A 23,958-nucleotide genomic window follows, 5' to 3' on the forward strand; every position below is an offset into this window, starting at 1 on the left:
TGCCAGCAGTTCGTGAATCGTTGCCACGGCTCCCTGTCTCAGAAATACGCTAGGAGGGACGGGTTTGAAACCCGTCCCTACCAACGCGGTGAAAGACAGCCGTCGCCCGCTTCTGCCGTCGTTAACCCAACCAGCCGGTTTGAAACCCGTCCCTACCAACGCGGTGAAAGACAGAGCTGCGGGTCGCCCGCACCCCCAGCCCCGCTCCCGCGCTGCGGGCCTTGCGGTGGCCTCCACGTCTGTCTCAGAAATACGCTAGGAGGGACGGGTTTGAAACCCGTCCCTACCAACGCGATGAAAGACAGAGCTGCGGGCCACCCTCACCCCCAGCCCCGCTCCCGCGCTGCGGGCCTTGCGGTGGTCTCCGCGTCTGTCTCAGAAATACGCTAGGAGGGACGGGGTTGAAACCCGTCCCTACCAACGCGGTGAAAGACAGCCGTCGCCCGCTTCTGCCGTCGTTAACCCAACCAGCCGGTTTGAAACCCGTCCCTACCAACGCGGTGAAAGACAGAGCTGCGGGTCGCCCGCACCCCCAGCCCCGCTCCGCGCTGCGGGCCTTGCGGTAGCCTCCACGTCTGTCTCAGAAATACACTAGTAGGGACGGGTTTGAAACCCGTCCCTACCAACGCGGTGAAAGACAGAGCTGCGGGCCGCCCGCACCCCCAGCCCTGCTCCCGCGCTGCGGGCCTTGCGGTGGCCTCCACGTCTGTCTCAGAAATACACTAGGAGGGACGGGGTTGAAACCCGTCCCTACCAACGCGATGAAAGACAGCCGTCGCCCGCTTCTGCCGTCGTTAACCCAACCAGCCGGTTTGAAACCCGTCCCTACCAACGCGATGAAAGACAGAGCTGCGGGCCGCCCGCACCCCCAGCCCGCTCCCGCGCTGCGGGCCTTGCAGTGGCCTCCACGTCTGTCTCAGAAATACGCTAGGAGGGACGGGGTTGAAACCGATGTTTGCCAGCAGTTCGTGAATCGTTGCCACGGCTCCCTGTCTCAGAAATACGCTAGTAGGGACGGGTTTGAAACCCGTCCCTACCAACGCGATGAAAGACAGAGCTGCGGGCCGCCCGCACCCCCAGCCCCCCTCCCGCGCTGCGGGCCTTGCGGTAGCCTCCACGTCTGTCTCAGAAATACACTAGTAGGGACGGGGTTGAAACCCGTCCCTACCAACGCGATGAAAGACAGAGCTGCGGGCCGCCCGCACCCCCAGCCCCCTCCCGCGCTGCGGGCCTTGCGGTGGCCTCCACGTCTGTCTCAGAAATACGCTAGGAGGGACGGGTTTGGAACCCGTCCCTACCAACGCGATGAAAGACAGAGCTGCGGGCCGCCCGCACCCCCAGCCCCGCTCCCGCGCTGCGGGCCTTGCGGTGGCCTCCACGTCTGTCTCGGAAATACGCTAGGAGGGACGGGGTTGAAACCGATGTTTGCCAGCAGTTCGTGAATCGTTGCCACGGCTCCCTGTCTCAGAAATACGCTAGTAGGGACGGGTTTGAAACCCGTCCCTACCAACGCGGTGAAAGACAGCCGTCGCCCGCTTCTGCCGTCGTTAACCCAACCAGCCGGTTTGAAACCCGTCCCTACCAACGCGGTGAAAGACAGAGCTGTGGGACGCCCGCACCCCCAGCCCCGCTCCCGCGCTGCGGGCCTTGCGGTGGCCTCCACGTCTGTCTCAGAAATACGCTAGGAGGGACGGGTTTGGAACCCGTCCCTACCAACGCGGTGAAAGACAGAGCTGCGGGCCGCCCGCACCCCCAGCCCGCTCCCGCGCTGCGGGCCTTGCGGTGGCCTCCACGTCTGTCTCAGAAATACACTAGGAGGGACGGGTTTGAAACCCGTCCCTACCAACGCGGTGAAAGACAGAGCTGCGGGGCGCCCGCACCCCCAGCCCCGCTCCCGCGCTGCGGGTCGCCCTCACCCCCGGCCCCGCTCCCGCGCTGCGGGTCGCCCTCACCCCCGGCCCCGCTCCCGCGCTGCGGGTCGCCCTCACCCCCGGCCCCTCTCCCGCGCTGCGGGTCGCCCTCACCCCGGCCCCTCTCCCGCGCTGCGGGAGGGGTGATCTGATGGACGCGCCATCGTTGTAAGATGCAGGCGCAGGATCGCCACTGCGACGCGAACCTCCCCCCTCTTCCGCTTCCCGTAAGGGAGCGGACGGGGGCACGGGGGAAGATGTGGGCATACCCCCCTCTTCCGCTTCCCGTAAGGGAGCGGACGGGGGCACGGGGGAAGATGTGGGCATACCCCCCTTCCTCTCCCGCAGCGCGGGAGAGGAAGGGGGCTGGGGGGAAGGTGAGGGCCACCAGGCGTGCTCGCAGCACCGACACTGCCACTGTTTCCCTGACCATGATGGAAGTGTCATGGTCAAGACTCATCAAAAGCCCAGGTTTCTGAATCAAGCTCTCAGACGTCGCACTGTCGAGACCAGACGTGGTAACACCTCGCCAGCCTTGCCATGAATGGTAAACAGTGGTGGGCGAGCCGCAGTGGTTTGTTCAAGATTGAGGATCAGAACGGTTGCCCCTCTGGATAGGGCGATCCGGGGGAGAGAAGCTGCCGGTTCAACAACGCCTGACGTACCAATTGAAAAGAAGACATCGCAATCGAGCGTCGCAGTGTAAGCAGCCTCTAACGCAGCGACTGGCAGATATTCACCGAACCAGACGACATCGGGACGCAACAAAGCGCCACAATCGGGACATTGGGGCAGCTCTTCATCGTAATCCCAAGTTGTATGCACGGTACCGTCGGCCATGCAGCGCGCACGATGAAGACTACCGTGTAATTCGATCACTTCTTGACTACCGGCGCGCTGGTGCAAACCATCAATATTCTGCGTGATCAGGGTTAATTTTGGCACCATCTTCGCCAGATCGACCAGGGCATAATGAGCCGGATTGGGCTGAGCAGCACAGGCTTTGATTCGTCGCTCGGCGTACCAGCGCCAGACCAATCCTGGATTGCGGGCAAAGCCTGCGGGTGAAGCCAATTCTTCCGGATCAAACTGCGACCAGAGACCGGTCTGGGCATCGCGGAAGGTAGGAATACCACTCTCCGCCGAGATACCTGCACCGGTCAAAACTGTCACATGCCGCACGGTATGCAGACGGTGTGCCAGAGCAGTGATAACCTCGTCGAGTTCGCTCATACCTCATCTCCGCACCAATTTACGACGGTTTAAATACCAGCTCAAAGCGACATGCACGTTGCGGCGAGAAGCTGACGTGCCAGACACCGCAGGTTGGCGCCGGGTTGCCACCGGGGTAAACATGGGAACGGAGATCGATCTGATCATGGCTTAGTTCGAGCAGAAATGCCCGAATTGGTGAGCCATGGGTGACAATGGCAACCCGCTGATACGGCGAATCGAACAGACTGGCTAGCACCTCGCGCACCCGCGCCCGCACCTGCTCAAATGTCTCCCCCGGTGCATGTTCCTGTACTAGTGTGGTAAATGAGACCGGTAATCCAAGAGCATCGACTAGCACCTCTGCCGTTTGGGTCGTGCGGGCAAATGGCGAGACTAGAAGTTGCTCTACCCCTTTATCGGCCAGAAATGCTGCTACCTGACGCGCCTCGGCCCGACCGCGTTCAGACAAATCGGGGCCCGGCGGAAGCTGGTACGGAATAGACGGATTGTGCATTGGTTGCCCATGACGAATAAGAAAAAGATCGGAAAGCACTGAATTTCCTTACATCTTGATGCAGCAGTCGTGTTCAGGTATCATCATGAATAGTGTACCATAGAAGATTGACGGGCCGAACTGCAACATATACAATTGATGCGGCGTCGCATCGACAGCGGATAGTAGTTTCTGTGTAGAATCACCGATCAACAAAGGATACATCAATGCGGCTGATCCTCTATCTTGGTAAAGGCGGCGTCGGCAAAACTACGACCTCGGCAGCAACAGCAGTACGTGCTGCCGAATTAGGCTATCGCACACTGGTTGTCAGTACCGATGTAGCGCATAGTCTGGCCGATGCACTCGACACGCCATTAGGTTCATTACCCACACAGATCGGCGAACGCTTATGGGGGCAGGAGATCAATGTGCTTGATGAGGTACGCCAGCATTGGGGTGAACTACGGGTGTACCTGAGTAACCTGCTCCGCCGCCGAGGGGTTGATGAAGTGGCAGCCGAAGAGCTAGCTATTATTCCTGGTATGGAAGAAGTGGTCAGTCTGCTCCACATTCGACGACAGGCGCGTGAAGGCAATTTCGATGTTGTGATTGTTGATGCTGCCCCCACTGGTGAAACGGTGCGTTTGCTAACAATGCCCGAAACTTTTCTGTGGTACGCAGCGCGCGTGATGGATTGGGAACCGACCACACTGAAAGTGGCGCGACCGTTGGTCAAGCAATTGGTACCGGCAACCGATGTGTTTGCTAAACTCGAACGACTGACCAAGGGTGTAGAAGCGCTGCGAGCGACATTGACCGATCCCCAAATCAGTTCTTACCGGCTGGTGGTCAATCCTGAACGGATGGTGATTAAAGAGGCACAGCGGGCTTCAACCTATCTGGCCTTATTTGGCTATCCGGTTGATGGGGTAGTGCTCAATCGGGTATTACCGGTCGATAAGGTGGAAGGGGCTTTTATGCAGGAATTAGCCCGCATTCAGCAGGGTTACCGTCAGATGGTCTACGACCTCTTCCGGCCTTTGCCGATCTGGGAAAGCCCCTACTATGCCCGTGATCTTGCCGGCATAAAAGATTTGTCGATAGTTGGTCAGCAATTGTTCGGTGATGATGACCCGGTCAAAGTGCATTTTATCGGTAAAACGCAAGAGATTGTGAAGCAAGGAGACGAATATGTATTGCGCCTGCCATTACCGCACGTCGAGATTGGAAAAGTATCAATGACCAAACGCGGCGATGAGTTGTTTATTGAAATCGGAAACTTCCGCCGTGATATGCTGCTACCGACTACCCTGGCCGAGCGTCCGGCACGGCGTGCGTACTTCCGCAACGGCGTCCTTGAAGTCTTCTTTGGCCCACCAGAAACACTGTCGTTACAGACCGATGAGTCTAATGAGAAAGAGGAATCGACTTCTCCATGACGACCGAACAACAGATTGCGATTCTTGGGGTACCAATTGATCTAGGGGCAGGACGACGCGGCGTTGATATGGGACCGAGCGCGATCCGCTATGCCGGTTTGAGTCGTCGTCTCGGCGAGTTAGGCTACCAGGTGGTCGATTATGGCAATCTGGCAACACCGATGGTTGAAACCTCACCACTACCACCACCCAATACACGTTTGCGCTACCTTGAACCGATTGCTGAGATGTGTGCACACCTGGCGCAGCAGGTAGCCGATATTGTTCAACAGGGAATGTTCCCCCTGATTTTAGGCGGCGATCACAGTCTGTCAATAGGGTCGGCAAGTGGGAGTGCGCGCCATCGTCGCCTTGGCCTGATCTGGATCGATGCCCACGCTGATTTCAATGACGAACATACTACGCCAAGTGGGAATATCCACGGGATGCCGCTGGCGGTCTTAACCGGGCGCGGTCATTCGTCGCTGATCACGCTGGCCAGTCGGGTACCGGCTTTCGATCCGACACGAGTGGTGTTGATCGGGGTACGCGATCTCGATCCGCTTGAACGAGAAGCACTGCGTGCTTCGCCAATCACTGTCTTTACCATGCACGAGATCGACCGCTGTGGGATGGCGACTGTCGTGGAAAAGGCCCTGACTATCGCGACCACTGACACTACAGGATTTCACCTGAGTTTTGATCTCGATGTCGTTGATCCACGCGAAGCGCCGGGTGTCGGTACCCCGGTGAATAGCGGCATTTCGGCGCGTGAGGCACATCTAGCGATGGAGTTGATAGCCGAGAGTGGTGCCCTGCGCAGTCTTGATGTGGTGGAAGTAAATCCAATTCTTGATGAACGTAATGCAACGGCACAATTGGCGGTTGATCTGGTGTTGTCGGCTCTGGGCAAGCGAATTTTGTAAGTGCGTGACACTCATCACAAAAGCTTACCTGATTTTTAATCTGCACTTGATGGCTGTATCATCCTTCCTTCATCCATCGCAGTTATGCTTTAGCGGGAATATTGGAAGAAGGAGCACAACCTGTGACAGCTTCATTCAGCGCAGCCGACCTACACATTCATACTACAGCTAGTGACGGCACCGCCTCTCCTGAGGCGGTGTTGTCGTATGTTGCAACACATACCGATCTGCGCATTATTGCGATCACCGATCACAATACTCTGGCAGGAGCATTGGAGGCGCGCCGCCTGGCGCCGCACTACGGTATTGAGGTGATCGTCGGTTGTGAAATCTCGACCCAGATCGGGCACGTGCTGGCGTTGTTTATCGAACACCCTATCCCGGCGGGTCTCAGCCTTACCGAAACAGTCATTCATGTGCGTGAGCAAAACGGTATGGTGTTTGCTGCCCACCCATTCGGTGCACTGGTACCATCGGTTGGACGTCAACACCTGCTGGGGCCTGAACGTAACGACATAGACTGGAGTATTCTCGACGGGCTTGAGGTCTTTAATGCTAGTCTCTGGAATCCGCTCAATAATCGTCGTGCCCTCCAGAAAGCTCAGGAGTATGGTCTGACCCAGCTTGGCGGCAGCGATGCGCATCATCTTGCCACGATTGGCTTGGGCCGCACCCTGTTCGCCGGTCATACTGTTGATCACTTACGACAGGCATTACAGCACGGCGAAACGGTCGCGGTCGGTCAGTATTGGGGCTGGCGCGGGATTGCCGGTGCAGTAAGTGCCCGTATGCAGCGCTGGAGCAGATGGCAGACTGCTCCAGCACGATAAGTCAACCATTGCGCTGGACAAGGGCATTTCAACGATCTTTACTATCCTGGCAGTTGGTGATGGCGGAGGGAGGAGACAAAATAGTTTCCCAAGCCCATTGCAGACGCAACCCACAATGTACATAGCACCGACACTGTCTGAGTCACCGATCAATGAATGCTCAGAATGCTCAGACCAGCGCTAACCCTCACTGTGCAACAGGCGCTCGATCACCGTTGGGCCAAGTGCAGCGGCAACGTGATCGGCCAATCGGTCGAAAGGATCAACCTTCGGTGTATTGATTAATGTCGGTTTCCAGCCCAACTGACGTAACCATCCGCGACGGAAATCGTCGTTGGCAAAGATACCGTGCAGATAGCAACCCCATATCCGTCCATCGGGACTCAGGCAGCCATCCTCGGCAGTGGTTGGATCAGCGCCGCGCTGCACAATCTGTAGCAGAGGTTGAGCGGTTCTCAAGCGATAGCTCTGACCCATGTGAATTTCGTAGCCGCTGACAGGGGTGCGACCAGCCCAGGCGACGTGTGGGTATGCAATGGTGCGTGTAGTTTGTTTGTGGGTGCTGAACGTCGTTTCAATAGGGAGCAAGCCCAACCCGGCCTCTTCACCACCATCGCCTTCGACGGCCAACGGATCGCTGATGCGTTGGCCCAATAGTTGATAACCACCACAAATACCGACAATCGCGCCCGAAAATTGGTGTAACGCAGCATCAAAACCGTGTTCGCGCAGCCAACGACGAGCCGCCAGCGTGTGCTTTGTGCCGGGGAGAATCACCGCTGCTACGCCGCTCAGTTCTGTAGGGTGCTCGATATAACGTACCGTCACGCCGGCCTCATGAGCAAGCGGATCGAAGTCGTCGAAGTTGGCAATGCCCGGCAAGCGAATGACGGCAACGGTCAAGCCCTGCGACGGTCTATCTTGCATGTGCTCAAGAGCAACAGCATCCTCTTCGGGCAAGCCGATGTCTTCCAGCCACGGCACAACCCCTAACACCGGCAGGCCGCTGCGTTCTTGCAAGATGGTGATGCCATCGGCGAACAATATCGGATCGCCGCGAAACCGATTGACGATCAGACCGGTAATGAGTGAGCGCTCGTCAGGTTCAAGGAGCATCAGGGTTCCCAACAGTTGGGCAAAAATACCGCCGCGATCAATATCGCCGACAAGTACGGTACGAGCCTGAGCGTAGTGGGCCACGCGCATATTGACAATATCACCCGCTTTAAGATTGAGTTCGACCGGACTACCGGCGCCTTCGGCAATGACAAGATCGTAAGTAGCACGCAGGTGGTCGAGATTGCGCGTGACTACCGACCAGAGCTGGGCTTTGCGTTGCCAGAAATCGCTAGCGGTGAGTGTATGCCAGGGCCGACCCTCAACGATGATCTGGCTGCGCCGTTGCCCCTCTGGTTTGATGAGGATTGGATTCATCGCTACATCAGGTTCTATACCGGCAGCAGCAGCCTGTACTGCTGTACTGCGGGCTATCTCTTTCCCATCCGCGGTGACAGCCGCATTGTTGCTCATGTTTTGGGCTTTGAAGGGCGCAACACGCAAGCCGCGACGACAGGCTAGTCGGCAAAGTGCAGTCACTAGAGTGCTTTTGCCAACAGATGAAGCAGTACCGACAACCATCAAGACAGGTGCTGGCATAGGGTTATCCTCTTGTTGTTAATGAAGTTTTCAGAAATGATAACGTTCGCTGTGCAGATAGCCTCCTCGCTTCGCCGTCCTATTTAGACAGTATCTCGCGCCAGGCCGCCAGGAGTCGTGCATTGTCTACTGGCTGGCGGGGTGCAACTCGTACCCATTCCGGCAACCCAAACGATGTGCAGTCTCGCACCACACAACCGCGCTTGAGCAGTTGGTGACGAACCATCCCTGCATTAGTACAGTTGACGAGCATAAAGGGTAGGTCTGCCCGCCAGATAGTCAGACCGAGCTGACGCAGGTTGTGGGCAAGCTCATCGCTGACGGCCCAGAGTTGCGGTATGGTTGCAGGCAAAAATGTGGTATCGGCAAGCATCGCCAGCGCTGCCGCCTGAGCCGCGCTGTTAACACTCCACGCCGGTTGGTAGTGCGCGATAGCGGTTACTGTTTTGGGGTCGGCGATCAGATAACCGATGCGGAGACCGGCAACGGCATAGCTTTTAGTAAGCGAGTAGATACGGATCAGGTGCGGTACGCTGATATGGTCAAGCGGATCATGAGGAGTGGCGTTGTGTTTGAGCGTCAGATACGCCCGATCAAGGATGAGACGTCCCCCGACAGCCACACAGGCCTGCGCCAGTTCACCGATCATATCAGATGAGAGATCAATGCCGGTAGGATTATTGGGAACGCAGAGCCAGCACAGACGAGGACGGAGCCGTTCGATGGTAGTGAATAAGTCGGGGAGATCGGGATGAAATCCTGTTGCAATCGTACTCTGTTGCTCGACAACCTGCATACCGGCCAGTCGTGACGCATGCGCGTACTCGCCATATGTCGGCCCGACAACCAACGCAGTAGCACCAGCTTCACCAAGGGCGCGGGCAACGAGATGGATCAGCTCGTTGGCACCATTTCCGACCAGGATGGCGTTGGTAGCACAATGGTGAAGCGCGGCCAACTGTGTGCGCAAACGAAGACAACTTCGGTCAGGATACGGCGCCGGATTAAGGCTCCGCAGCGCCTGCAAGACCGAGTCGGGTGGGCCGAAAGGGTTGATATTGCTGCTGAAGTCGACCAATTGACCGGCACTCAACCCTAAACGAGCCAGTTCAGTTTCATCGAGTGCGCCGTGCACTACTGGACTGTACGATTCCATGCTGCCTCCAGGGTACGCAATTCTACCGCAATACCGCAGGTCACCAGATAGACTTCTTGCGCCGCTGCCGCAACCTGTTGATTGACCCATCCCAACAGATCGCGATACCGTCTGCCGAGTGGGTAGGCCGGTACGATACCCATTCCCACCTCATTGGTGACGGCAATCAATGTGAGATTGCGACTGCTCGCAGTTGACAGCAATGATGTGATTTCGTGATGAATTGCCGGTTCTGGTGCTGACTCATTGGCAAGTAAAAGATTACTGACCAGGAGTGAGAGACAGTCGAGTAGTACGACTGTACCGACCGGCAGATCGGCGAGCGCGGCGGCGACAGCAGTCGGTGCTTCAATGGTGTGCCAGGTTGTTGGCCGTCGAGCACGGTGATTGATGATGCGCTCGCGCATTTCGTCGTCGTCGGGCGTGGCAGTCGCTAGGTAGATAACATGCTCGCTGAGGCGAGCTGCGTAGCGTTCGGCACAGCGACTTTTACCGCTGCGAGCGCCGCCGGTGAAGAGGATGATGTTCTTCATAGGCGATGACCTTTCTGGATGATGAAACAGGCGATAGCACGGAGGTTGCAGACACACGCAAACAGGTGTTTTGAACGAGGCGAGATTCCTCACGCGCTAGGTGCAGGTTTAGAACTCACACCTTTTCTCACTCCTCTATCTTATGCTGGCATTTCTCATCGCTGCGGCAACGAACCGTTCGGCAGCGTGTGGACAAGAGAGAAAGTGTATGTGAATGTACGAAGCCAGGGTATTCTTGATCACCACACCTTCGGTTGCAGTATGAGGCCGTAGTTCGTCGGGCAAACAGGTGTAGAGCGACGGTAGTGTTGGTGGTCGCTCTGCCCACACCGAGTAATGAAACTCGTGACCGCGCAGGGTCTCACCGGCACGCCAGAGCCACGTGTCGGTTTGAGATGTTATAGTGCGATACCCCAGTGTCAGACGCTGCGTCATACGCGATTGACCGGGCAGCACGCCGACCATAGGGAAAGCCTGACCGTGCTGGTCAATGAGTGTTTCGGTCAGGTACATCAACCCGCCACATTCGGCGTATATCGGCACTCCGGCTTCGGCAGCGATGCGAATTGCCTGGCGAAGCCTGGTATTGGCGCTCAGTTGTGCGGCATACAATTCAGGAAAGCCCCCGCACAGATAGATGGCAGCGGTCCGTTCTGGAAGAGTAACGTCGTGTAACGGGCTGAAGAAGGCTAATTCGGCGCCAGCAACCTGTAAGAGATCGAGGTTGTCGGGGTAGATAAAGTTAAAGGCTTCATCACGAGCAACTGCAATAACCGGTTTGGTGTTTGTGTCAGGTGGTGAAACGGTTGGCAGCGGCGTTACAGGGAGTGGTGGTGCAGTACGGGCAATATTGAGCAAATGGTCGAGATCAATGGTAGCAGCAACACGGTCGGCGACATGCGATAGCCATTCCTGCCAGCGCCCCGGCTCAATGACCGGTATCAGGCCCAGATGACGTTCAGGCAGCGTCAGTTCCGGAGCACGTTCAAGAAAGCCTAGTACCGGCACGCCAATCGTCTGTTCAATTGCACTACGGATGAGTGCTGCGTGACGCGGACTACCGACGCGGTTCAAAATAACGCCACCGATCCGTAGCCGACGATCAAAGTCGCGTAAGCCAGCGATGAGTGCAGCAGCGGTACGCGCCATTGCGCGCGCATCGAGCACGATAATCACCGGTGTCGCTGTCAGGCGGGCGATATGAGCACTACTGCCGGTATCGTCTGTCGCACCGTAGCCATCGAAAAGACCCATCACTCCTTCAATGAGCGCCAGATCGGTTCCAGCACTGCGTCGCGCCAGAATACCGGTCATCTGTTCGGGGGCAACAAGCCAGGAATCGAGGTTGTGGCATGGCCGTCCAGCAGCCAGCGCATGGTAACCGGGATCGATGTAATCGGGACCGCATTTGAACGGCGCAACTTGCAGACCACGCCGTCGGAGCGCAGCGATCACGCCAGCGGTCAGGGTCGTCTTTCCACTGCCGCTCATCGGTGCGGCGAACAGTAGTCTGGGGAGCAGGATTGTCTTTTCGCTCAAGGTGTTCATATCTCTTCCCAGAGCATTGGCTCTGCCGGATACTGAGCCGGGTCGTACCAGGCCAGGGTGTCGGCCAGCAGTGCCACGTCACCCACGACGAGCACTGCCGGCGGCGGAAGTTGCGCTAACCGTTGATGTTCAGCCATCGTGCCCAACGTTGCTCGTAAGGTTCGCTGTTGATGACTAGCCCCACGACTGATCAGGGCAGCCGGCGTGTCAGGATTACGGCCAGCAGCGATCAGCGCAGTGCAGACCTGCTCGATCCGACCGAGTGCCATCAGGACAACCAGAGTGGGGGTAGCGGCAAGCAATGACCAACTGATTCCACTACAGCCGTGGTCGGTGACTTCGTGACCAGAGACGACGGTGAACGCCGAGGCGATGCCGCGCCAGGTTAGGGGAATACCGGCACAGAGTGGCACTGCCAGCGCCGACGAAACGCCAGGTACAATTTCAAACGGCAGACCGGCAGCGGCCAGAGCTGCTGCCTCTTCGGCGACATGGGCAAATACGCCCGGATCACCACCCTTCAAACGCACGACCTGCAAGCCATTACGCACCAGACGAACCAACGTCTCATTGATGCCATCCTGTCGCCAGGCGTGATGACCGGGACGCTTGCCGACAAAGATACGTTCAGCGTGCGCTGGTGCTTCGTCGAGTAGGGATGCGGCAATGAGACGATCGTAGAGCACGACATCAGCCTGCCGCAATACATTCAGACCGCGTACTGTTATCAAATCGGCCCGACCAGGGCCGGCGCCAACGAGGTATGCTTTACCGCTCATGGGTGCTTACTCCAATAGTTTCTAGCCAACTGGCGATGGCATCGCGTAAGGCGGTAGATCGGGTGGGAGCGCTACCGATACTGCTCACAGTCACAGTGATGCCGCCACTGCGATAGACAGCCGGTACATGAAAGTCGCCTTCGGTCGGGTTATCAGCCACATTGCAAAGTGCTCCGGCGGCAATCGCAGCAGCGGCAATCCGTGCGTTAACAGTACGGTCGTTGGTTGCCGCGAACACCAGTCTTGCACCGTTAAGATCGCCTGGTTGGTAGGTTCGACGTTCCCAGACTAGTCGACCCTCTTCGGCCCATGCGATCAGTTGGGTGGTCGCTGTCGGGCTAATCAGTCGTACCGGTACCCCGGCAGCCAGTAAGCCGCGTACCTTACGTTCACCGACATTGCCACCGCCAATAACGACTGCCGGGAAATGAGCGGGTTTGGTCAGAATGATCGGGTAGTCGCTCGCTCCGGTTGCCAGCATAGCAGTGGTCGGTTGATAAGGGCGCGTTGTGTAGCCACGTGGCGTAACGACATGACCGGCCAGGTGAAAGCTCTGGCTATTCCCGACCAGTACCAGTGTCAGCATGTCGGCCAGAGCAGGATCGGCGGCTGCCAGCGTGGTAACGGTAATCTGTTCATCGTCACGGCTCACCTGTCGGCCAAAGACCACCGGTGTTGTTGGCGGGCGATGGTCGCGCAATATAGCAAGGGCGGCGGCGAGTTGCCAGTTGCGCCCTTGTGAACGTGGGTTGTAGAGTGCGACGACGAAATCGGCCTGGGCCGCAGCACGCAATCGCCGTTCGATCAGCGACCACGGCGTGAGCAAATCGCTGAGGCTGATGAGGCAGAGGTCATGATTGATCGGTGCACCAATGCGAGCAGCCAGCGCCTGAAATGCACTGACCCCCGGAATAACTTCGACGACCGGATCGCGGCCACGCCAACCGATGGCCTGTAATTGCTCGAACACAGGAGCAGCCATTGCGTAAATCCCTATGTCGCCGCTGCTCACCAGGGCTACACGCCGACCAGATCGCGCCAGGTCAATCGCCATCTGTGCCCGTCCTATCTCGTCACCCATAGCTGGTGTTGCAATCACCTCTTGATCGGCACGGAGCAGGGGCCTGATCAGGTCGATATACCGTGCGTAACCCATCACAACCTCCGCATTGCTCAGCGCCCGCCGAGCTAACTCGGTGAGATGGGCCAGATCGCCGGGGCCAATACTGACCAGCCTGAGCTGACCGGTGGCAGAAGGCAAAGCAATGGAAGCGGCTTGGCCGAGGGCAACAGCAACCGTGCATTGGGCAAAGACCTGTTTGGGAACCAGGAGTGGCCCTTGGGCTGCGATTGTCGCACATGGCTCGGCTACACCGGGGAGAGCAAAGCGAGTTGCGGCACTTGGGCTAAACGCTTGCGGATCGAGGGCTTGCAGTTGATCGGTGTTAATGACCGTAAGCGGAACACCGAAATGATCGGCCAGCGCAATAATACCGGCCTCATCGGCCTTCAGTTCGGCGGTCGCAAGAGCAGCGACACACTCGGTCAGCAGATCATGCTGCGCCAGTGTTGTTGTGACTGCGGTAGCAAGTTCATCAACCGGAACACCACGACGACAACCGATGCCGATCACCAGCGATGGGAGAAAATAACGTAACGCTTTGTGGCGTAATTTATTCCAGAGAGGGTCAAGCCGCCGGTACGAAACAAGAATCGCTGCGGCAAAACGGGGATCGGTCAGCAGCTCGGCTTCATTCACCCATTCAACCGTTGCCACCGAAGCCAACTCGGTGGTTAACAGGGCACGCGCTGCCGGTAGCGCCGGATCGACCCACACCCCAACGGGATCGCTGTTCACCAGGCAAGCCATAACGTGAGTTGTGGCTGAATCCGGCGCCAGGCGCCAACCCTGTTCCTTTCCGATGAGATCGAGGGCTGGCAGGCCCTGAACGTCGCTTGCAGTCGTGATAGCGGCCAGACCGGCGGTGATGGTTGCAATCCGACGGGCTAGCGCATTCGCACCGGCACGATGCCCGCCAACCAGGGGTACAACAACCTGACCCTGTTCATCGAGGCAGATCACCGCCGGATCGACTGTTTTCGCGTTGAGTAGGGGTGCGATCAAGCGCACAGCAATGCCGGTTGCGGCGATAAAGATAATCGCACTACTCTGACGCCAGGCCATCTGCACCGCTTCGCGCAGTGTTGTGTACGTGCGTCCACCAGGAACTGTCGCAACGAATCGCTCTGGCACCCAGATCGTTGCCGGGATGTGTTTTGCCAACCGGTTGGCAAGTTCGACGCCGGCACGACTGATAGTAATGATCGACGATGGTATGGTAGCTGCCTCAGCCAGGGTATATTGATCACTGAGTTTACTCGTCATTTGCTATCTCTATCTGATCTTGCTCAAGAGGTGCTTGTTCTTGCTCAGGAGATTGCTCTCGTTCCTCTACCAGGCTTAAGTATGGAAAGCAGACTGATCGCTGTTCTCACCATTTCCATCATCTGACACGATACGCCGTCGAAGGCGATGGCTAAACTGCGGATTGTAGAGATGGCTGGTCGGTCGGTCAGTACGTTTGTGGGCTGGATCGAGCGCCGCACTGACTAGAATCAGAGCCTGACGGGTAAAGCCAGCAGCCTTCACGCTGGCGACAATATCGCCTAACGTGCCGTGGATGATCACTTCATCGGGCCAGGAGACGCGATAGGCCACTACAACCGGCGTTTCTGGCGTGTAAACACCACCGGCCAAGAGATCGTCAACCACCTGCTGAATACGGGTAATCCCCAGGTAGATCGCCAGCGAAGCACCGTGAGCCGCCAGGCCGCGTAGATGTTCGCGTTCTGGCAACGGTGTTCGTCCGCCGGGGCGGGTCAGGATGATGGTTTGCACCAGTTCGGGCACCGTCAACTCAACACCAAGGCGTGCGGCGAGGGCGAAGGCTGCGGTGACACCGGGTACAATCTCGTAGGGAATACCGGCTTCGTCAAGCGCCACCATCTGTTCGTGAATTGCACCGTACAGCGCCGGATCGCCGCTGTGTAAGCGTACCACCACTTGCCCGGCCCGTGCCGCTTCGCTCATCACCTGCACGATCTGCGTGAGGTGCATTTCGACCGAGCCGATGATGCGCGCTTCAGGCCGGGCATACGCCAACGGTAGGGCTGCATCTACCAGACTATCAGCGTAGAGGATCAGGTCAGCCTGTGCCAGGAGATCACGTCCACGCACTGTAATAAGATCAGGGGCGCCAGGGCCGGCGCCGACAAAATAGACAGTACCTGGAGTAGCAGGGTAGATCATAGCCATCCTCCACGACGAACGATGACCAACGACAGATAAGGACGATGTTGGAGATCGAGGGTGCGCAAATCGCGGGTGATGAATTCGCCCTCTAGTCCGACACGCTCGGCATAAAGGGCATGGTCGAGCAGATTGAGTTGCTGCAAGGCTGTGACAATTGTTGGTAGGGCTGTACCGGCTTTCATCAGCACGACGGTACTGAAGTCGGTGAGCAGCCGTTGCAGGGTGAGCGTGTCGGTCTCGTAGCTAGCCGGCAACACGATCAATCGCTCGTCGGCCATGGTCAGTGGGAGGCCACCAGCGGCGGCAGCCGCGGCAAATGAGGTGATGCCGGGAATGATCTTGACGGTGATGTTGGCAGCAGTGTGTAGTTCACGCCACAGATAACTGAATGTGCCGTACAGTAGAGGATCACCGAGTAAGAGATAGACACCCCGTTGTCGGCCGGTCAGTTCTTGCTGAATCGTTGCGGCAGCCGCTTGCCAGGCTGGGCGCAATTGACCGGCATCGCGGGTCATTGGCAGAGGCAGACTCACTAGACGCTGGCGCTCTTGATCGATCCAGGGTGTGGCAATCTGTAGCGCGATACTGGCATCACCCTCACGACTAAGGGGGGTGAAAATGACATCAGCGCTTTGAATGGCACGTAATCCCTTAAGCGTAATCAATTCCGGATCGCCGGGACCAACGCCGACGGCGATCAGCTCGGGAAGTTCAGTCATAGGTTGCCTCTTTTCGCCAGACAACGATATACACTGGGTTGAGTGCGGCAAACCGCAAATCAGTTTGAATTGGTGCCCCACGATTGATCTGAACATGGGTAACCCGGGCCCCTGGTAAGAGCTGCACTACCTGGGCAAGATGGCCGGTCATGACGAGATTGATCACCAATCGCCCGGCAGGGTGCAGTCGTTGGCGAGCCAGCGTTACGATGTCGGATAGACGCCCACCGCTGCCACCCACAAATACAGCATGCGGATCAGGCCACGACCGGCATGCTTCTGGCGCTTCGCCATGAAACACGTGCAGATTGGGCGCCGGGAAGCGGCGCAGATTCGTCTGAATGTGATCAATGAAAACCGCCCGGCGCTCAACTGCATAGACCTGCGCGGTTGGCCATGCCCGAGCTGCCTCTATCGCTACCGATCCACTACCGGCGCCGATGTCCCACAACACCTCACCTGGCCGAATTGCCAGTTCGGCCAGATTGAGCAGCCGAACCTCGCGTTTTGTCAATTGACCGGCTTCAGTGCTAAAAGCTTCATCGGGTAAACCGGGTGGAACCGGCTGACGCGGCTGGTCGTTCCAGACAATCAACACATTCAACGGATCGAACGTACTGTTCACGATCTCGGCGAGCGTTGCTCGTACAACTCGTTGTTGTGTTCCGCCGAGCTGTTCACACACCGCACAGCGACTATCTGGTGCTAATCCGGCAGTGATCAACGCCTGCGCAATGACTGCTGGTGTCTGCTGATGATCGGTCAGGATTGCTGCCTTAGCTGCGCCAAGAACCGCAGGAATGATATTGGCAAATGGACGCCCGTGCGCACTGAGTAAGATGGCGTCGTGCCAGGGTTCGGCGAGGGCGGCAAACGCAAGTTGGGCCGCCGTAGGTGCCGGTATGATCTCAAGCGCTTCGGGTGGAAACCGCCGGCGCAAACTACTACCAATACCGTACCAGAGCGGATCGCCCGATGCCAGCACGACGGCAGTCTTTCCACTCTCCCAGGCACTATACAACCGCGATAGGGCCGGTTCAACGCTAGCTTCGATGGTCAGGCGTTCAGCGGGAACATCGGCAAACGCCGCGAGCTGCCGCTTTCCGCCAACCAGCAGATCGGCACGTCGAATCCGTTCGCAGAGATGCACTGGCAGTCCCTCGGCGCCGGCAGCGGTTAGGCCAACAACCAGAACAGGTGTACGCCGACTCATACATCCTCCACCGGATCATCAGTTTCGGGTAGCGGATCGGTCGGTAGACGTTCAATCAGTGGTGGCGGTGGTGTTACCGGTGTTGTTGGTTGCATCCCAGTTCTGGCTGCGCGTGCCAGCACACGCCCGTCGAAATCGACAAGAATCGTCTCAAAATCCATCGTTCCACTCAGACCGGTAATAAACCACAGGCATTGATCGAGTGCCAATTCGACAATCCGTTGTAGCGGTGCCATCTGACCATTGGCCTGACACAGTTCGAGAAAGTGCCGACCAGTGTTTGCACGTGCTACTTCCGCGACGAAGGACTCGGGCGCACCAACGTCACGACAAACCTGAGACAGAAACGTGAAATCAACCTGATTACCGGCAACGTGGGTTTGCATATGGCCCTGCGCGGTTTTAATCATCTTGCCGATCATGCCCACAAAAGCAGCAGCCGGAACACCGTGACTGACACAAACTTTCAGCGCATCACCGGTAAAGACACTCAACTCGACAAAGGCAATTTCAGGCAATTCGGGAAATATCTGCATAGCAAATTTTTCTGAACGACCACCGGTACATAAGATAATCTTTGGCACACCGTTACGAGCTGCCATTTCCACAGCCTGGATCACACTGGCGCGCCAGGCCGCAGTACTGTACGGAAAGACTTTGCCGGTTGTACCGAGAATGCTGATTCCGCCCACAATTCCAAGTCGGGGATTTAGAGTCTTCTGGGCAATCCGTTCGCCATCGGGTACACTGATGATGACCTCAAGCCCTTGCCGCTCAAGAAACGTCTCGCCATCGGGGGCGTACTCACGCACTGCATCGATCACATTGGCAGTAATTTGTTGGCGAGGCACTGGGTTAATGGCTGGCCCTCCAACCGGCAAGCCGAGACCGGGCAGCGTTACTCGACCAACGCCCTGCCCGCCCTCGATATGTATTCCCGATGTTGCAACAATCCGTACCTGAGCGCAGATCAAGGCCCCGTGGGTTACATCAGGATCATCGCCAGCATCCTTCACCATACAGCAGTATGCACCATCGGCATCAAGCCGGGTGATGGCCGGGGTCATTGTTGCTGTCTCACCGATTGGCAGCGTAATCGTGACCTGTTCCGGCCAGTGTCCGCTCAAGAGTGCAATGGTCGCCGCCTTCGCCGCTGCCGCTGCGTTACTCCCGGTGGTATAGCCGGTACGTGCACCGCGTTTATTCCGTGGTGGAACCATATCGGCCATGGACACCTCCGTTATGCACTGTTGTCTTCACCGATTGCCAGCCGCAGCAGCGCATTGACAACCGCCGTCGCCACCGGCGAGCCACCTTTGCGCCCGACGCTAACGATCCATTCGACATCGGTACGGGCCATGAGGGCCGCTTTGCTCTCGACAGTGTTGACGAAGCCAACCGGTGTACCGACAATTAACGCCGGTCGTGCACCACGATCGAGCAGAGCGATCACCTCAAGCAGAGCGGTTGGTGCATTCCCAATCGCCACAATGGCCCCATCCAGGCGACCCTGCTCATACGCCCAGCGCATGGCCGCCGCGCTACGGGTAAGACCAGTAGCAGCAGCGAATGCCAGCACCCGTTCGCTATCGTTGAAACAATCAACACGACCACCGAGATGGTGCAACCGTCGTTGATCGATCCCGACTCGTACCATCTGCACATCAGTGATGACCGCACATCCACGCTGCAAGGCGGTAATACCGGCTTCAACTGCACTAGAGCTGGCCTTGATCAGCTCGGCGAATTCAAAATCGGCGGTGGTGTGAATGACTCGTTCTACGATGGCCACGAGTGGCGATGGTACGATAACGTTGCGGGCAGCCAGCTCAGCACGAATGATAGCAAACGAGCGTGCAGCGATCTCGGCGCCACTCGCCGTTGGCAACGCATGGTTGTTCATGGCATTGCTCCTCGCCGTAATTGAACTGCCACTTCTGCTACGCGCCGCCCCAGCGCGTATGCCTGAGCCAGGTCTTCCTCAGTCACTGCGCCAACAGCAGTTGCACCGTAGTATGATCCGGATCGGATCATCATTTCACTCCACGGTAAGCCAACGATAATCATGCCGCTCCCCAACATCCAGTGTAAAACCGAGAGTAGAGTAAACTCGGTACCCGAATGTCGTCCGGCGCTGCTGGTGAAGGCGGCACCTACTTTCCCGGCCAGGCTACCCTCTTCCCACAGATCGCCGGTGGTGTCGAGCCAGCGTTTGAGCGTGCCTTTGATCCCCGTCCAGTTTGGCGTACCGATAATGATACCGTCGGCTTCGAGCAGATCGGCTTTCGTGGCATGATTGGGTTGGCTGATCTTGACCGTCACACCAGGCACAGATGTGACGCCATCAGCAATTGCCTGAGCTAATTGGGTGATGTTATCACCCAGATCATGCAGGATAAAGATATGGCATGCAGTGCTGTTCATCGTTGAATATGCTCTTTCCAGTAGTGGTAGGTCTTGGCGACTGCCGTGACCACGTTTTTGATCTCTCCATCAAGGCGAAACTGTGGGCCTGCGGGCAACAGCAAGGTGCGATCTTCCCGTCGTACACTGACATTTTCTACGATGATCGCACGTAACAGCCAGATAGCCATCTCTTCGCTCTCGCAAATCAGACCAATCCAGCCTGGTGCGACATCGGTAGTGACCGGCAGATCGGTCACCATCGTCAAGGCGCGGCGAAGTTCAGCAATGACACGGGCGTAGCCTTCTGGATCGACCCGTATGGTTTCCGGATCAACCGGTTCGAGCAGAGTACCGCGATGAGGTGGGCCACCGGCCAATGCCAGTTCACAGAAGGGATTGCTCGGATCATCACCACCCCAAATGCGATCCCACGCCACCTGCCCGGTTTTGTCGAAGACGAGTGGCGCCGCACTCATCGGTGCAGCACTTACCGGACGACCGCCACGGTAGCGTGGCGGCAAGATGGATTTCATTTCGTTGTTTGCCGTCGCGCCACGTAAGCCGTGTTCGTGATCGCTGGTCTGTGGCCGACCAAAGTCGGCGGTGTAGCCCGGAAACAGGCGTCGATATTTACAAACATCACAGTTTACTGCGGCGTACCCCTCGGTTGCCTCTTGAAATCGTTGCTGGATGGCGGCAATCACGCCTTCGTGAAGCCCAAGATGTTCGGTCACCACGAAATCATGATCAGGATAGCGTGAGCGTGCATCGTTGACCTGTGATCTAATCCGTTGCAAAATACGCCCACTGAAGAGCAGATACGGTATCACAATGATCCGACGGGCGCCAAGCGCAACACAGGCTTTTATCGTTTCAGGTACCCTTGGCGTGGTGATACTGTAAAAGCCATACATAACGTGAGCATAGCCGCGCCCTTCCCATAGCAGACGCGCCATACGCGCAACGTCGGCATTGCTGTCGGGGTCGCTACTGCCTCGTCCGATCAGAGCGAGGGCGGTCTCGGCGCGAGGAACCGGCGGTACTGCCGCTTCAGCCTCATGCAACCGGTCAGCTAACGCCTTGAGTAGGGCATACTGGACGCCGAGCGGAGCGCCGTAGTGAATGGTCACGTCAGGCCAGCGTAGTCTTGCCTGCTGCAAGGCCACCGGAATATCGTTCTTCTGATGACCGGCAGCCCCTAGGAGCAACGGTAGGGCGATGATGCGCCGATAACCAGCGCGAGCGCACTCATCGAGCGCCTGACCAATCGGGGGATCGGCCAGCTCCAGAAAACAGGGTTGTACAGAGCAATCGAGCCGTTCTTGCACCAGACTCGCCAATTGGTGATATTCAGCAAGGCCGTCTGGATCGTCGGTTCCGTGTCCAATCAAGAGAAGAGCTGTCTTCGTCATTGCCATTACCTCTGCCGGCGCTGGAATACCACGCCGATACCTAACCCGATCACCACCATCCCTACCGCCAAGCGCACGATCTGTCGGGCCTGCGCGATCATGGCGGCATTGGGAACGCACGATCCACTGCCGAGCGCGTAATGATCACGCTTCGTGAGTATCGTATCGAGCGCTCCGGCCATTGCCGCCATCGGCCAGCCCGCGTTAGGTGAAGCCGTCTTCCCTGCGTCACGTCGTGCAATGTGCCAGGCCTCTCGTCCACGCCGGTTGACGATCTGCGCCGCTGATGCAATCAGGATCGCCGTCAGACGAGCCGGTATGATGTTGAAGCCATCATCGCAGCGCGCAGCGACCTTGCCCAGGTATTCGTAAGTTGGTGTACGATAGCCCCACATCGCGTCGGCAGTATTGGTGAAGCGATAGATCACCATTGCCGGTAGGCCGCCGATCAGGAGTGCCAGGAGAGGCGCGATCACACTATCACTGAGATTCTCTGCCAGTGACTCAATGGCGGCTCCGGCTACCTCAGTCGCACTGAGATCGGCGGTAGGGCGACTGACCAGGTGCCAGCCCAGTAAGCGACGTGCTGCAACGAGATCACCGTTGGCGAGGGCAGTTTCTACCGCGGCCACGGCTCGATCCAGGTCACGATAGGCCATTAGGAACGAGGCACAGCCACTCTGTGCCAACCAGTGCTGCGGTAGCCAGGACACAACACTACTGCTCAACCACCAGCCCAACCCTAGCCAACCTGCTCCCCAAACTAAGCGCGCCCATGATGTATCGGGGGCATATCGCTCGCCCAGGCGCAGCCAGTGTCCCATGAGCGCAACTGGGTGCAGATTCCCCAATGGATCACCCAGACCCTGATCAATCGCCAATGCTAAGAGCGCGATGGTGCACCGCCGGCGTAGTCGTTCAATGCTCATCACACCATACCTCTGGCGGAGCGATGAGCAGACGGATTGCTTCATCGTTCCATAGTTGTCGGGGAGAACCAACCGCAGCGACGCTGCCTCCGTGCAACACAATCACCAGATCGGCCCAGCGCCTGGTGAGCGCGAGATCATGAGTCGCCATGACGACGGTTCGTCCTTGGGCAACCAATCGATCAAACACCCGCAGAATCTGCTGCCTCGCCCACAGGTCCAGCCCAGAGGTGGTTTCATCGACCAGAAGATACTGCGGCCGCATCGCCAGTACCCCGGCCAGCGCCACGCGCGCCTTTTGCCCACCGCTCAGCGCGTGGGTTGGGCGGTCGAGGAGATCGGTCACGTCGCACAATGCAGCGGCTTCACGTACCGCGTCCTCTGCTTCTGCAGGGCGTAATCCCAGATTGAGTGGCCCAAAGCTGATGTCTTGCCAGACACTGGCACTAAAGAGTTGCTCGTCCGGTGATTGCATCACCATTCCCACATACTGCCGAACGTACCGCATGTCGGCGCGTGCATAGCCGATTGGACGATCACCAAGACGAACCTGGCCCTGTTGCGGACGAAGCAGCCCTGCACCAACCAACAGCAACGTACTCTTCCCGGCGCCGTTGCGCCCCAGAATCGCAACCCGCTGCCCGGTGGGAATCGTCAAGGAAACGTTCTGGAGTGCCGGAACCGAAGAACCGTCAAAGCGGTACGAGACTCGTTCAAACGTCAGCATGGCTGTTATCCCCACATGCGTGCCAGGCTCACGGTGATCACCATGAGCACCAGAAAGGCCCACAAGCGCCAATCGTGGTGATACCTGATCGGTAACACGCGCACCTCGCCGCAGAATCCGCGACCGATCAACGCCTGTTCGAGCATCCGACTGCGCTGATACGCAGCCATGAACAACTGACTACCAATAAGCGCCGAGCTACGCAGCGTTGAACGCCAGGAAGCATATCCCAGTCGGGCTTTCTGCGCGATGACCATGCGCTCGAGCGTGTCAAGCAAGAGAAAGATAGCCCGATAACTTAGGATCATCACCTCGATCAGAATAGTCGGTATCCGCCATCGGTGGAAGAGATCGATCAGATCGACCAGCGGCGTGGTCAAGGCCAGAACATTGAGCGCCGACACGCACGCGATCACCCGGATGAAGACCTGCCCCGCGAGCAGGACGGATGAACGGTCCATACTCACCCAGAACGGCCCAATCGGCACCGCAGCAGTCGATGCGTCAACGCCGAGGCGTACCGCAATCCCGATGACCGATAGCATCAGAAACATACTCTCGGTGCTCAGGACGGCAATCACGACTCGCCATGGGAGACGCGCATAGCCGATGGCAAGACCGACCATCCAGAGCAGCGCCAGCCCGCTGACCAACGGTCGGTCGAGGACGAGGCAGAGCACGATCGTTGTCAGTGCGATCGCGCTCTTCTGAGCCGGATCGACCATGCGGAGCCGATTGGTAAAGGCGTAGCGATCGATCACCCGCAGCATGG

The 23,958-nt window shown here is 57.8% G+C and carries 21 protein-coding genes; 3 read left to right on the plus strand and 18 right to left on the minus strand.

Annotated elements, in window-relative coordinates; translation table 11 throughout:
• Nucleotides 1–2,390: 2,390 nt before the first annotated feature.
• Nucleotides 2,391–3,143, minus strand: a complete 753-nt coding sequence (locus tag QTO31_RS10435) for an SIR2 family NAD-dependent protein deacylase (protein ID WP_301429038.1) — start codon at nucleotides 3,141–3,143, stop codon at nucleotides 2,391–2,393.
• Between the two features lie 19 nt (nucleotides 3,144–3,162).
• Nucleotides 3,163–3,678: a histidine phosphatase family protein gene (locus QTO31_RS10440; protein WP_301429039.1), complete on the minus strand. Its 516-nt coding sequence runs from the start codon at nucleotides 3,676–3,678 to the stop codon at nucleotides 3,163–3,165.
• Between the two features lie 167 nt (nucleotides 3,679–3,845).
• On the opposite strand from QTO31_RS10440, the gene QTO31_RS10445 reads away from it, so the two are divergent.
• The 3 genes from QTO31_RS10445 (at nucleotide 3,846) to QTO31_RS10455 (ending at nucleotide 6,795) form a co-directional block, all read left to right on the plus strand.
• Nucleotides 3,846–5,060, plus strand: a complete 1,215-nt coding sequence (locus tag QTO31_RS10445; protein ID WP_301429040.1) for an ArsA family ATPase — start codon at nucleotides 3,846–3,848, stop codon at nucleotides 5,058–5,060.
• Nucleotides 5,057–5,965: an arginase gene (gene rocF, locus QTO31_RS10450; protein ID WP_301429041.1), complete on the plus strand. Its 909-nt coding sequence runs from the start codon at nucleotides 5,057–5,059 to the stop codon at nucleotides 5,963–5,965. Before QTO31_RS10445 ends, rocF begins: the two co-directional genes overlap by 4 nt.
• Nucleotides 5,966–6,087: 122 nt before the next feature.
• Entirely contained in the window at nucleotides 6,088–6,795 is a 708-nt protein-coding gene (locus QTO31_RS10455) for a PHP domain-containing protein (RefSeq protein ID WP_301429042.1), read from the plus strand.
• A 180-nt stretch (nucleotides 6,796–6,975) separates the two neighbouring features.
• Here the strand turns inward: QTO31_RS10455 and QTO31_RS10460 are convergent, their stop codons facing one another.
• The 16 genes from QTO31_RS10460 to cbiQ all read right to left on the minus strand — a co-directional run bounded on the left by QTO31_RS10460 (nucleotide 6,976) and on the right by cbiQ (nucleotide 23,956).
• Nucleotides 6,976–8,451, minus strand: a complete 1,476-nt coding sequence (locus QTO31_RS10460; protein WP_301429043.1) for a cobyric acid synthase — start codon at nucleotides 8,449–8,451, stop codon at nucleotides 6,976–6,978.
• Between the two features lie 79 nt (nucleotides 8,452–8,530).
• Nucleotides 8,531–9,607, minus strand: coding sequence for a pyridoxal phosphate-dependent aminotransferase (locus QTO31_RS10465; RefSeq protein ID WP_301429044.1), 1,077 nt, complete (start codon nucleotides 9,605–9,607; stop codon nucleotides 8,531–8,533).
• Nucleotides 9,586–10,140 carry a bifunctional adenosylcobinamide kinase/adenosylcobinamide-phosphate guanylyltransferase gene (cobU, locus tag QTO31_RS10470; protein ID WP_301429045.1) on the minus strand — a complete coding sequence of 185 codons (555 nt, stop codon included), beginning with the start codon at nucleotides 10,138–10,140 and terminating at the stop codon, nucleotides 9,586–9,588. The genes QTO31_RS10465 and cobU overlap by 22 nt, the downstream gene beginning before the upstream one ends.
• Nucleotides 10,141–10,275: 135 nt before the next feature.
• On the minus strand, nucleotides 10,276–11,688 hold the full coding sequence (locus QTO31_RS10475) for a cobyrinate a,c-diamide synthase (protein ID WP_031458559.1): 1,413 nt from the start codon (nucleotides 11,686–11,688) through the stop codon (nucleotides 10,276–10,278).
• A complete protein-coding gene (cobA, locus tag QTO31_RS10480) occupies nucleotides 11,685–12,467 on the minus strand; it encodes a uroporphyrinogen-III C-methyltransferase (protein ID WP_031458558.1) in 783 nt (260 codons plus the stop codon). Before cobA ends, QTO31_RS10475 begins: the two co-directional genes overlap by 4 nt.
• Nucleotides 12,457–14,853 (minus strand): precorrin-3B C(17)-methyltransferase, encoded by a 2,397-nt coding sequence (gene cobJ, locus QTO31_RS10485; RefSeq protein ID WP_301429046.1) that lies wholly within the window; start codon nucleotides 14,851–14,853, stop codon nucleotides 12,457–12,459. The genes cobA and cobJ overlap by 11 nt, the downstream gene beginning before the upstream one ends.
• Nucleotides 14,854–14,928: 75 nt before the next feature.
• Nucleotides 14,929–15,777, minus strand: a complete 849-nt coding sequence (cobM, locus tag QTO31_RS10490; protein WP_301429047.1) for a precorrin-4 C(11)-methyltransferase — start codon at nucleotides 15,775–15,777, stop codon at nucleotides 14,929–14,931.
• A complete protein-coding gene (gene cobI / locus QTO31_RS10495) occupies nucleotides 15,774–16,499 on the minus strand; it encodes a precorrin-2 C(20)-methyltransferase (RefSeq protein WP_301429048.1) in 726 nt (241 codons plus the stop codon). Before cobI ends, cobM begins: the two co-directional genes overlap by 4 nt.
• Nucleotides 16,492–17,712 carry a precorrin-6y C5,15-methyltransferase (decarboxylating) subunit CbiE gene (gene cbiE, locus QTO31_RS10500; RefSeq protein WP_301429049.1) on the minus strand — a complete coding sequence of 407 codons (1,221 nt, stop codon included), beginning with the start codon at nucleotides 17,710–17,712 and terminating at the stop codon, nucleotides 16,492–16,494. Before cbiE ends, cobI begins: the two co-directional genes overlap by 8 nt.
• The gene (locus tag QTO31_RS10505; protein WP_301429050.1) at nucleotides 17,709–18,941 is read right to left on the minus strand and encodes a cobalt-precorrin-5B (C(1))-methyltransferase; all 1,233 of its coding nucleotides are present in this window, start codon (nucleotides 18,939–18,941) and stop codon (nucleotides 17,709–17,711) included. The genes cbiE and QTO31_RS10505 overlap by 4 nt, the downstream gene beginning before the upstream one ends.
• A gap of 11 nt (nucleotides 18,942–18,952) precedes the next feature.
• Complete coding sequence (locus tag QTO31_RS10510) at nucleotides 18,953–19,615, minus strand: precorrin-8X methylmutase (protein WP_301429051.1); 663 nt, start codon at nucleotides 19,613–19,615, stop codon at nucleotides 18,953–18,955.
• Entirely contained in the window at nucleotides 19,612–20,136 is a 525-nt protein-coding gene (locus QTO31_RS10515; protein ID WP_301429052.1) for an NAD(P)H-dependent oxidoreductase, read from the minus strand. The genes QTO31_RS10510 and QTO31_RS10515 overlap by 4 nt, the downstream gene beginning before the upstream one ends.
• Entirely contained in the window at nucleotides 20,133–21,530 is a 1,398-nt protein-coding gene (locus tag QTO31_RS10520; protein WP_301429053.1) for a sirohydrochlorin chelatase, read from the minus strand. Before QTO31_RS10520 ends, QTO31_RS10515 begins: the two co-directional genes overlap by 4 nt.
• Before the next feature lie 5 nt (nucleotides 21,531–21,535).
• Nucleotides 21,536–22,459: an adenosylcobinamide-phosphate synthase CbiB gene (gene cbiB, locus QTO31_RS10525; RefSeq protein WP_301429054.1), complete on the minus strand. Its 924-nt coding sequence runs from the start codon at nucleotides 22,457–22,459 to the stop codon at nucleotides 21,536–21,538.
• Nucleotides 22,449–23,186: an energy-coupling factor ABC transporter ATP-binding protein gene (locus QTO31_RS10530; protein WP_236631133.1), complete on the minus strand. Its 738-nt coding sequence runs from the start codon at nucleotides 23,184–23,186 to the stop codon at nucleotides 22,449–22,451. The genes cbiB and QTO31_RS10530 overlap by 11 nt, the downstream gene beginning before the upstream one ends.
• Before the next feature lie 5 nt (nucleotides 23,187–23,191).
• Complete coding sequence (cbiQ, locus tag QTO31_RS10535; RefSeq protein WP_031458547.1) at nucleotides 23,192–23,956, minus strand: cobalt ECF transporter T component CbiQ; 765 nt, start codon at nucleotides 23,954–23,956, stop codon at nucleotides 23,192–23,194.
• Nucleotides 23,957–23,958 lie beyond the last annotated feature (2 nt).

The sequence above is a fragment of the Chloroflexus sp. MS-CIW-1 genome (genome assembly GCF_030444705.1).
Lineage (GTDB): Bacteria > Chloroflexota > Chloroflexia > Chloroflexales > Chloroflexaceae > Chloroflexus.

Bases quoted from the DNA above. Each gene is read 5' to 3' on its own strand.
- cobM (WP_301429047.1), bottom strand. From the start codon at position 15,777: ATGATCTACCCTGCTACTCCAGGTACTGTCTATTTTGTCGGCGCCGGC.
- QTO31_RS10510 (WP_301429051.1), bottom strand. From the start codon at position 19,615: ATGAACAACCATGCGTTGCCAACGGCGAGTGGCGCCGAGATCGCTGCA.
- QTO31_RS10530 (WP_236631133.1), bottom strand. From the start codon at position 23,186: ATGCTGACGTTTGAACGAGTCTCGTACCGCTTTGACGGTTCTTCGGTT.
- QTO31_RS10465 (WP_301429044.1), bottom strand. From the start codon at position 9,607: ATGGAATCGTACAGTCCAGTAGTGCACGGCGCACTCGATGAAACTGAA.
- QTO31_RS10445 (WP_301429040.1), top strand. From the start codon at position 3,846: ATGCGGCTGATCCTCTATCTTGGTAAAGGCGGCGTCGGCAAAACTACG.
- cbiE (WP_301429049.1), bottom strand. From the start codon at position 17,712: ATGAGTCGGCGTACACCTGTTCTGGTTGTTGGCCTAACCGCTGCCGGC.
- cbiQ (WP_031458547.1), bottom strand. From the start codon at position 23,956: ATGCTGCGGGTGATCGATCGCTACGCCTTTACCAATCGGCTCCGCATG.
- cobJ (WP_301429046.1), bottom strand. From the start codon at position 14,853: ATGACGAGTAAACTCAGTGATCAATATACCCTGGCTGAGGCAGCTACC.
- rocF (WP_301429041.1), top strand. From the start codon at position 5,057: ATGACGACCGAACAACAGATTGCGATTCTTGGGGTACCAATTGATCTA.
- QTO31_RS10515 (WP_301429052.1), bottom strand. From the start codon at position 20,136: ATGAACAGCACTGCATGCCATATCTTTATCCTGCATGATCTGGGTGAT.
- cobU (WP_301429045.1), bottom strand. From the start codon at position 10,140: ATGAAGAACATCATCCTCTTCACCGGCGGCGCTCGCAGCGGTAAAAGT.
- QTO31_RS10475 (WP_031458559.1), bottom strand. From the start codon at position 11,688: ATGAACACCTTGAGCGAAAAGACAATCCTGCTCCCCAGACTACTGTTC.
- cobI (WP_301429048.1), bottom strand. From the start codon at position 16,499: ATGACTGAACTTCCCGAGCTGATCGCCGTCGGCGTTGGTCCCGGCGAT.
- cobA (WP_031458558.1), bottom strand. From the start codon at position 12,467: ATGAGCGGTAAAGCATACCTCGTTGGCGCCGGCCCTGGTCGGGCCGAT.
- QTO31_RS10460 (WP_301429043.1), bottom strand. From the start codon at position 8,451: ATGCCAGCACCTGTCTTGATGGTTGTCGGTACTGCTTCATCTGTTGGC.
- QTO31_RS10435 (WP_301429038.1), bottom strand. From the start codon at position 3,143: ATGAGCGAACTCGACGAGGTTATCACTGCTCTGGCACACCGTCTGCAT.
- QTO31_RS10520 (WP_301429053.1), bottom strand. From the start codon at position 21,530: ATGACGAAGACAGCTCTTCTCTTGATTGGACACGGAACCGACGATCCA.
- cbiB (WP_301429054.1), bottom strand. From the start codon at position 22,459: ATGAGCATTGAACGACTACGCCGGCGGTGCACCATCGCGCTCTTAGCA.
- QTO31_RS10505 (WP_301429050.1), bottom strand. From the start codon at position 18,941: ATGGCCGATATGGTTCCACCACGGAATAAACGCGGTGCACGTACCGGC.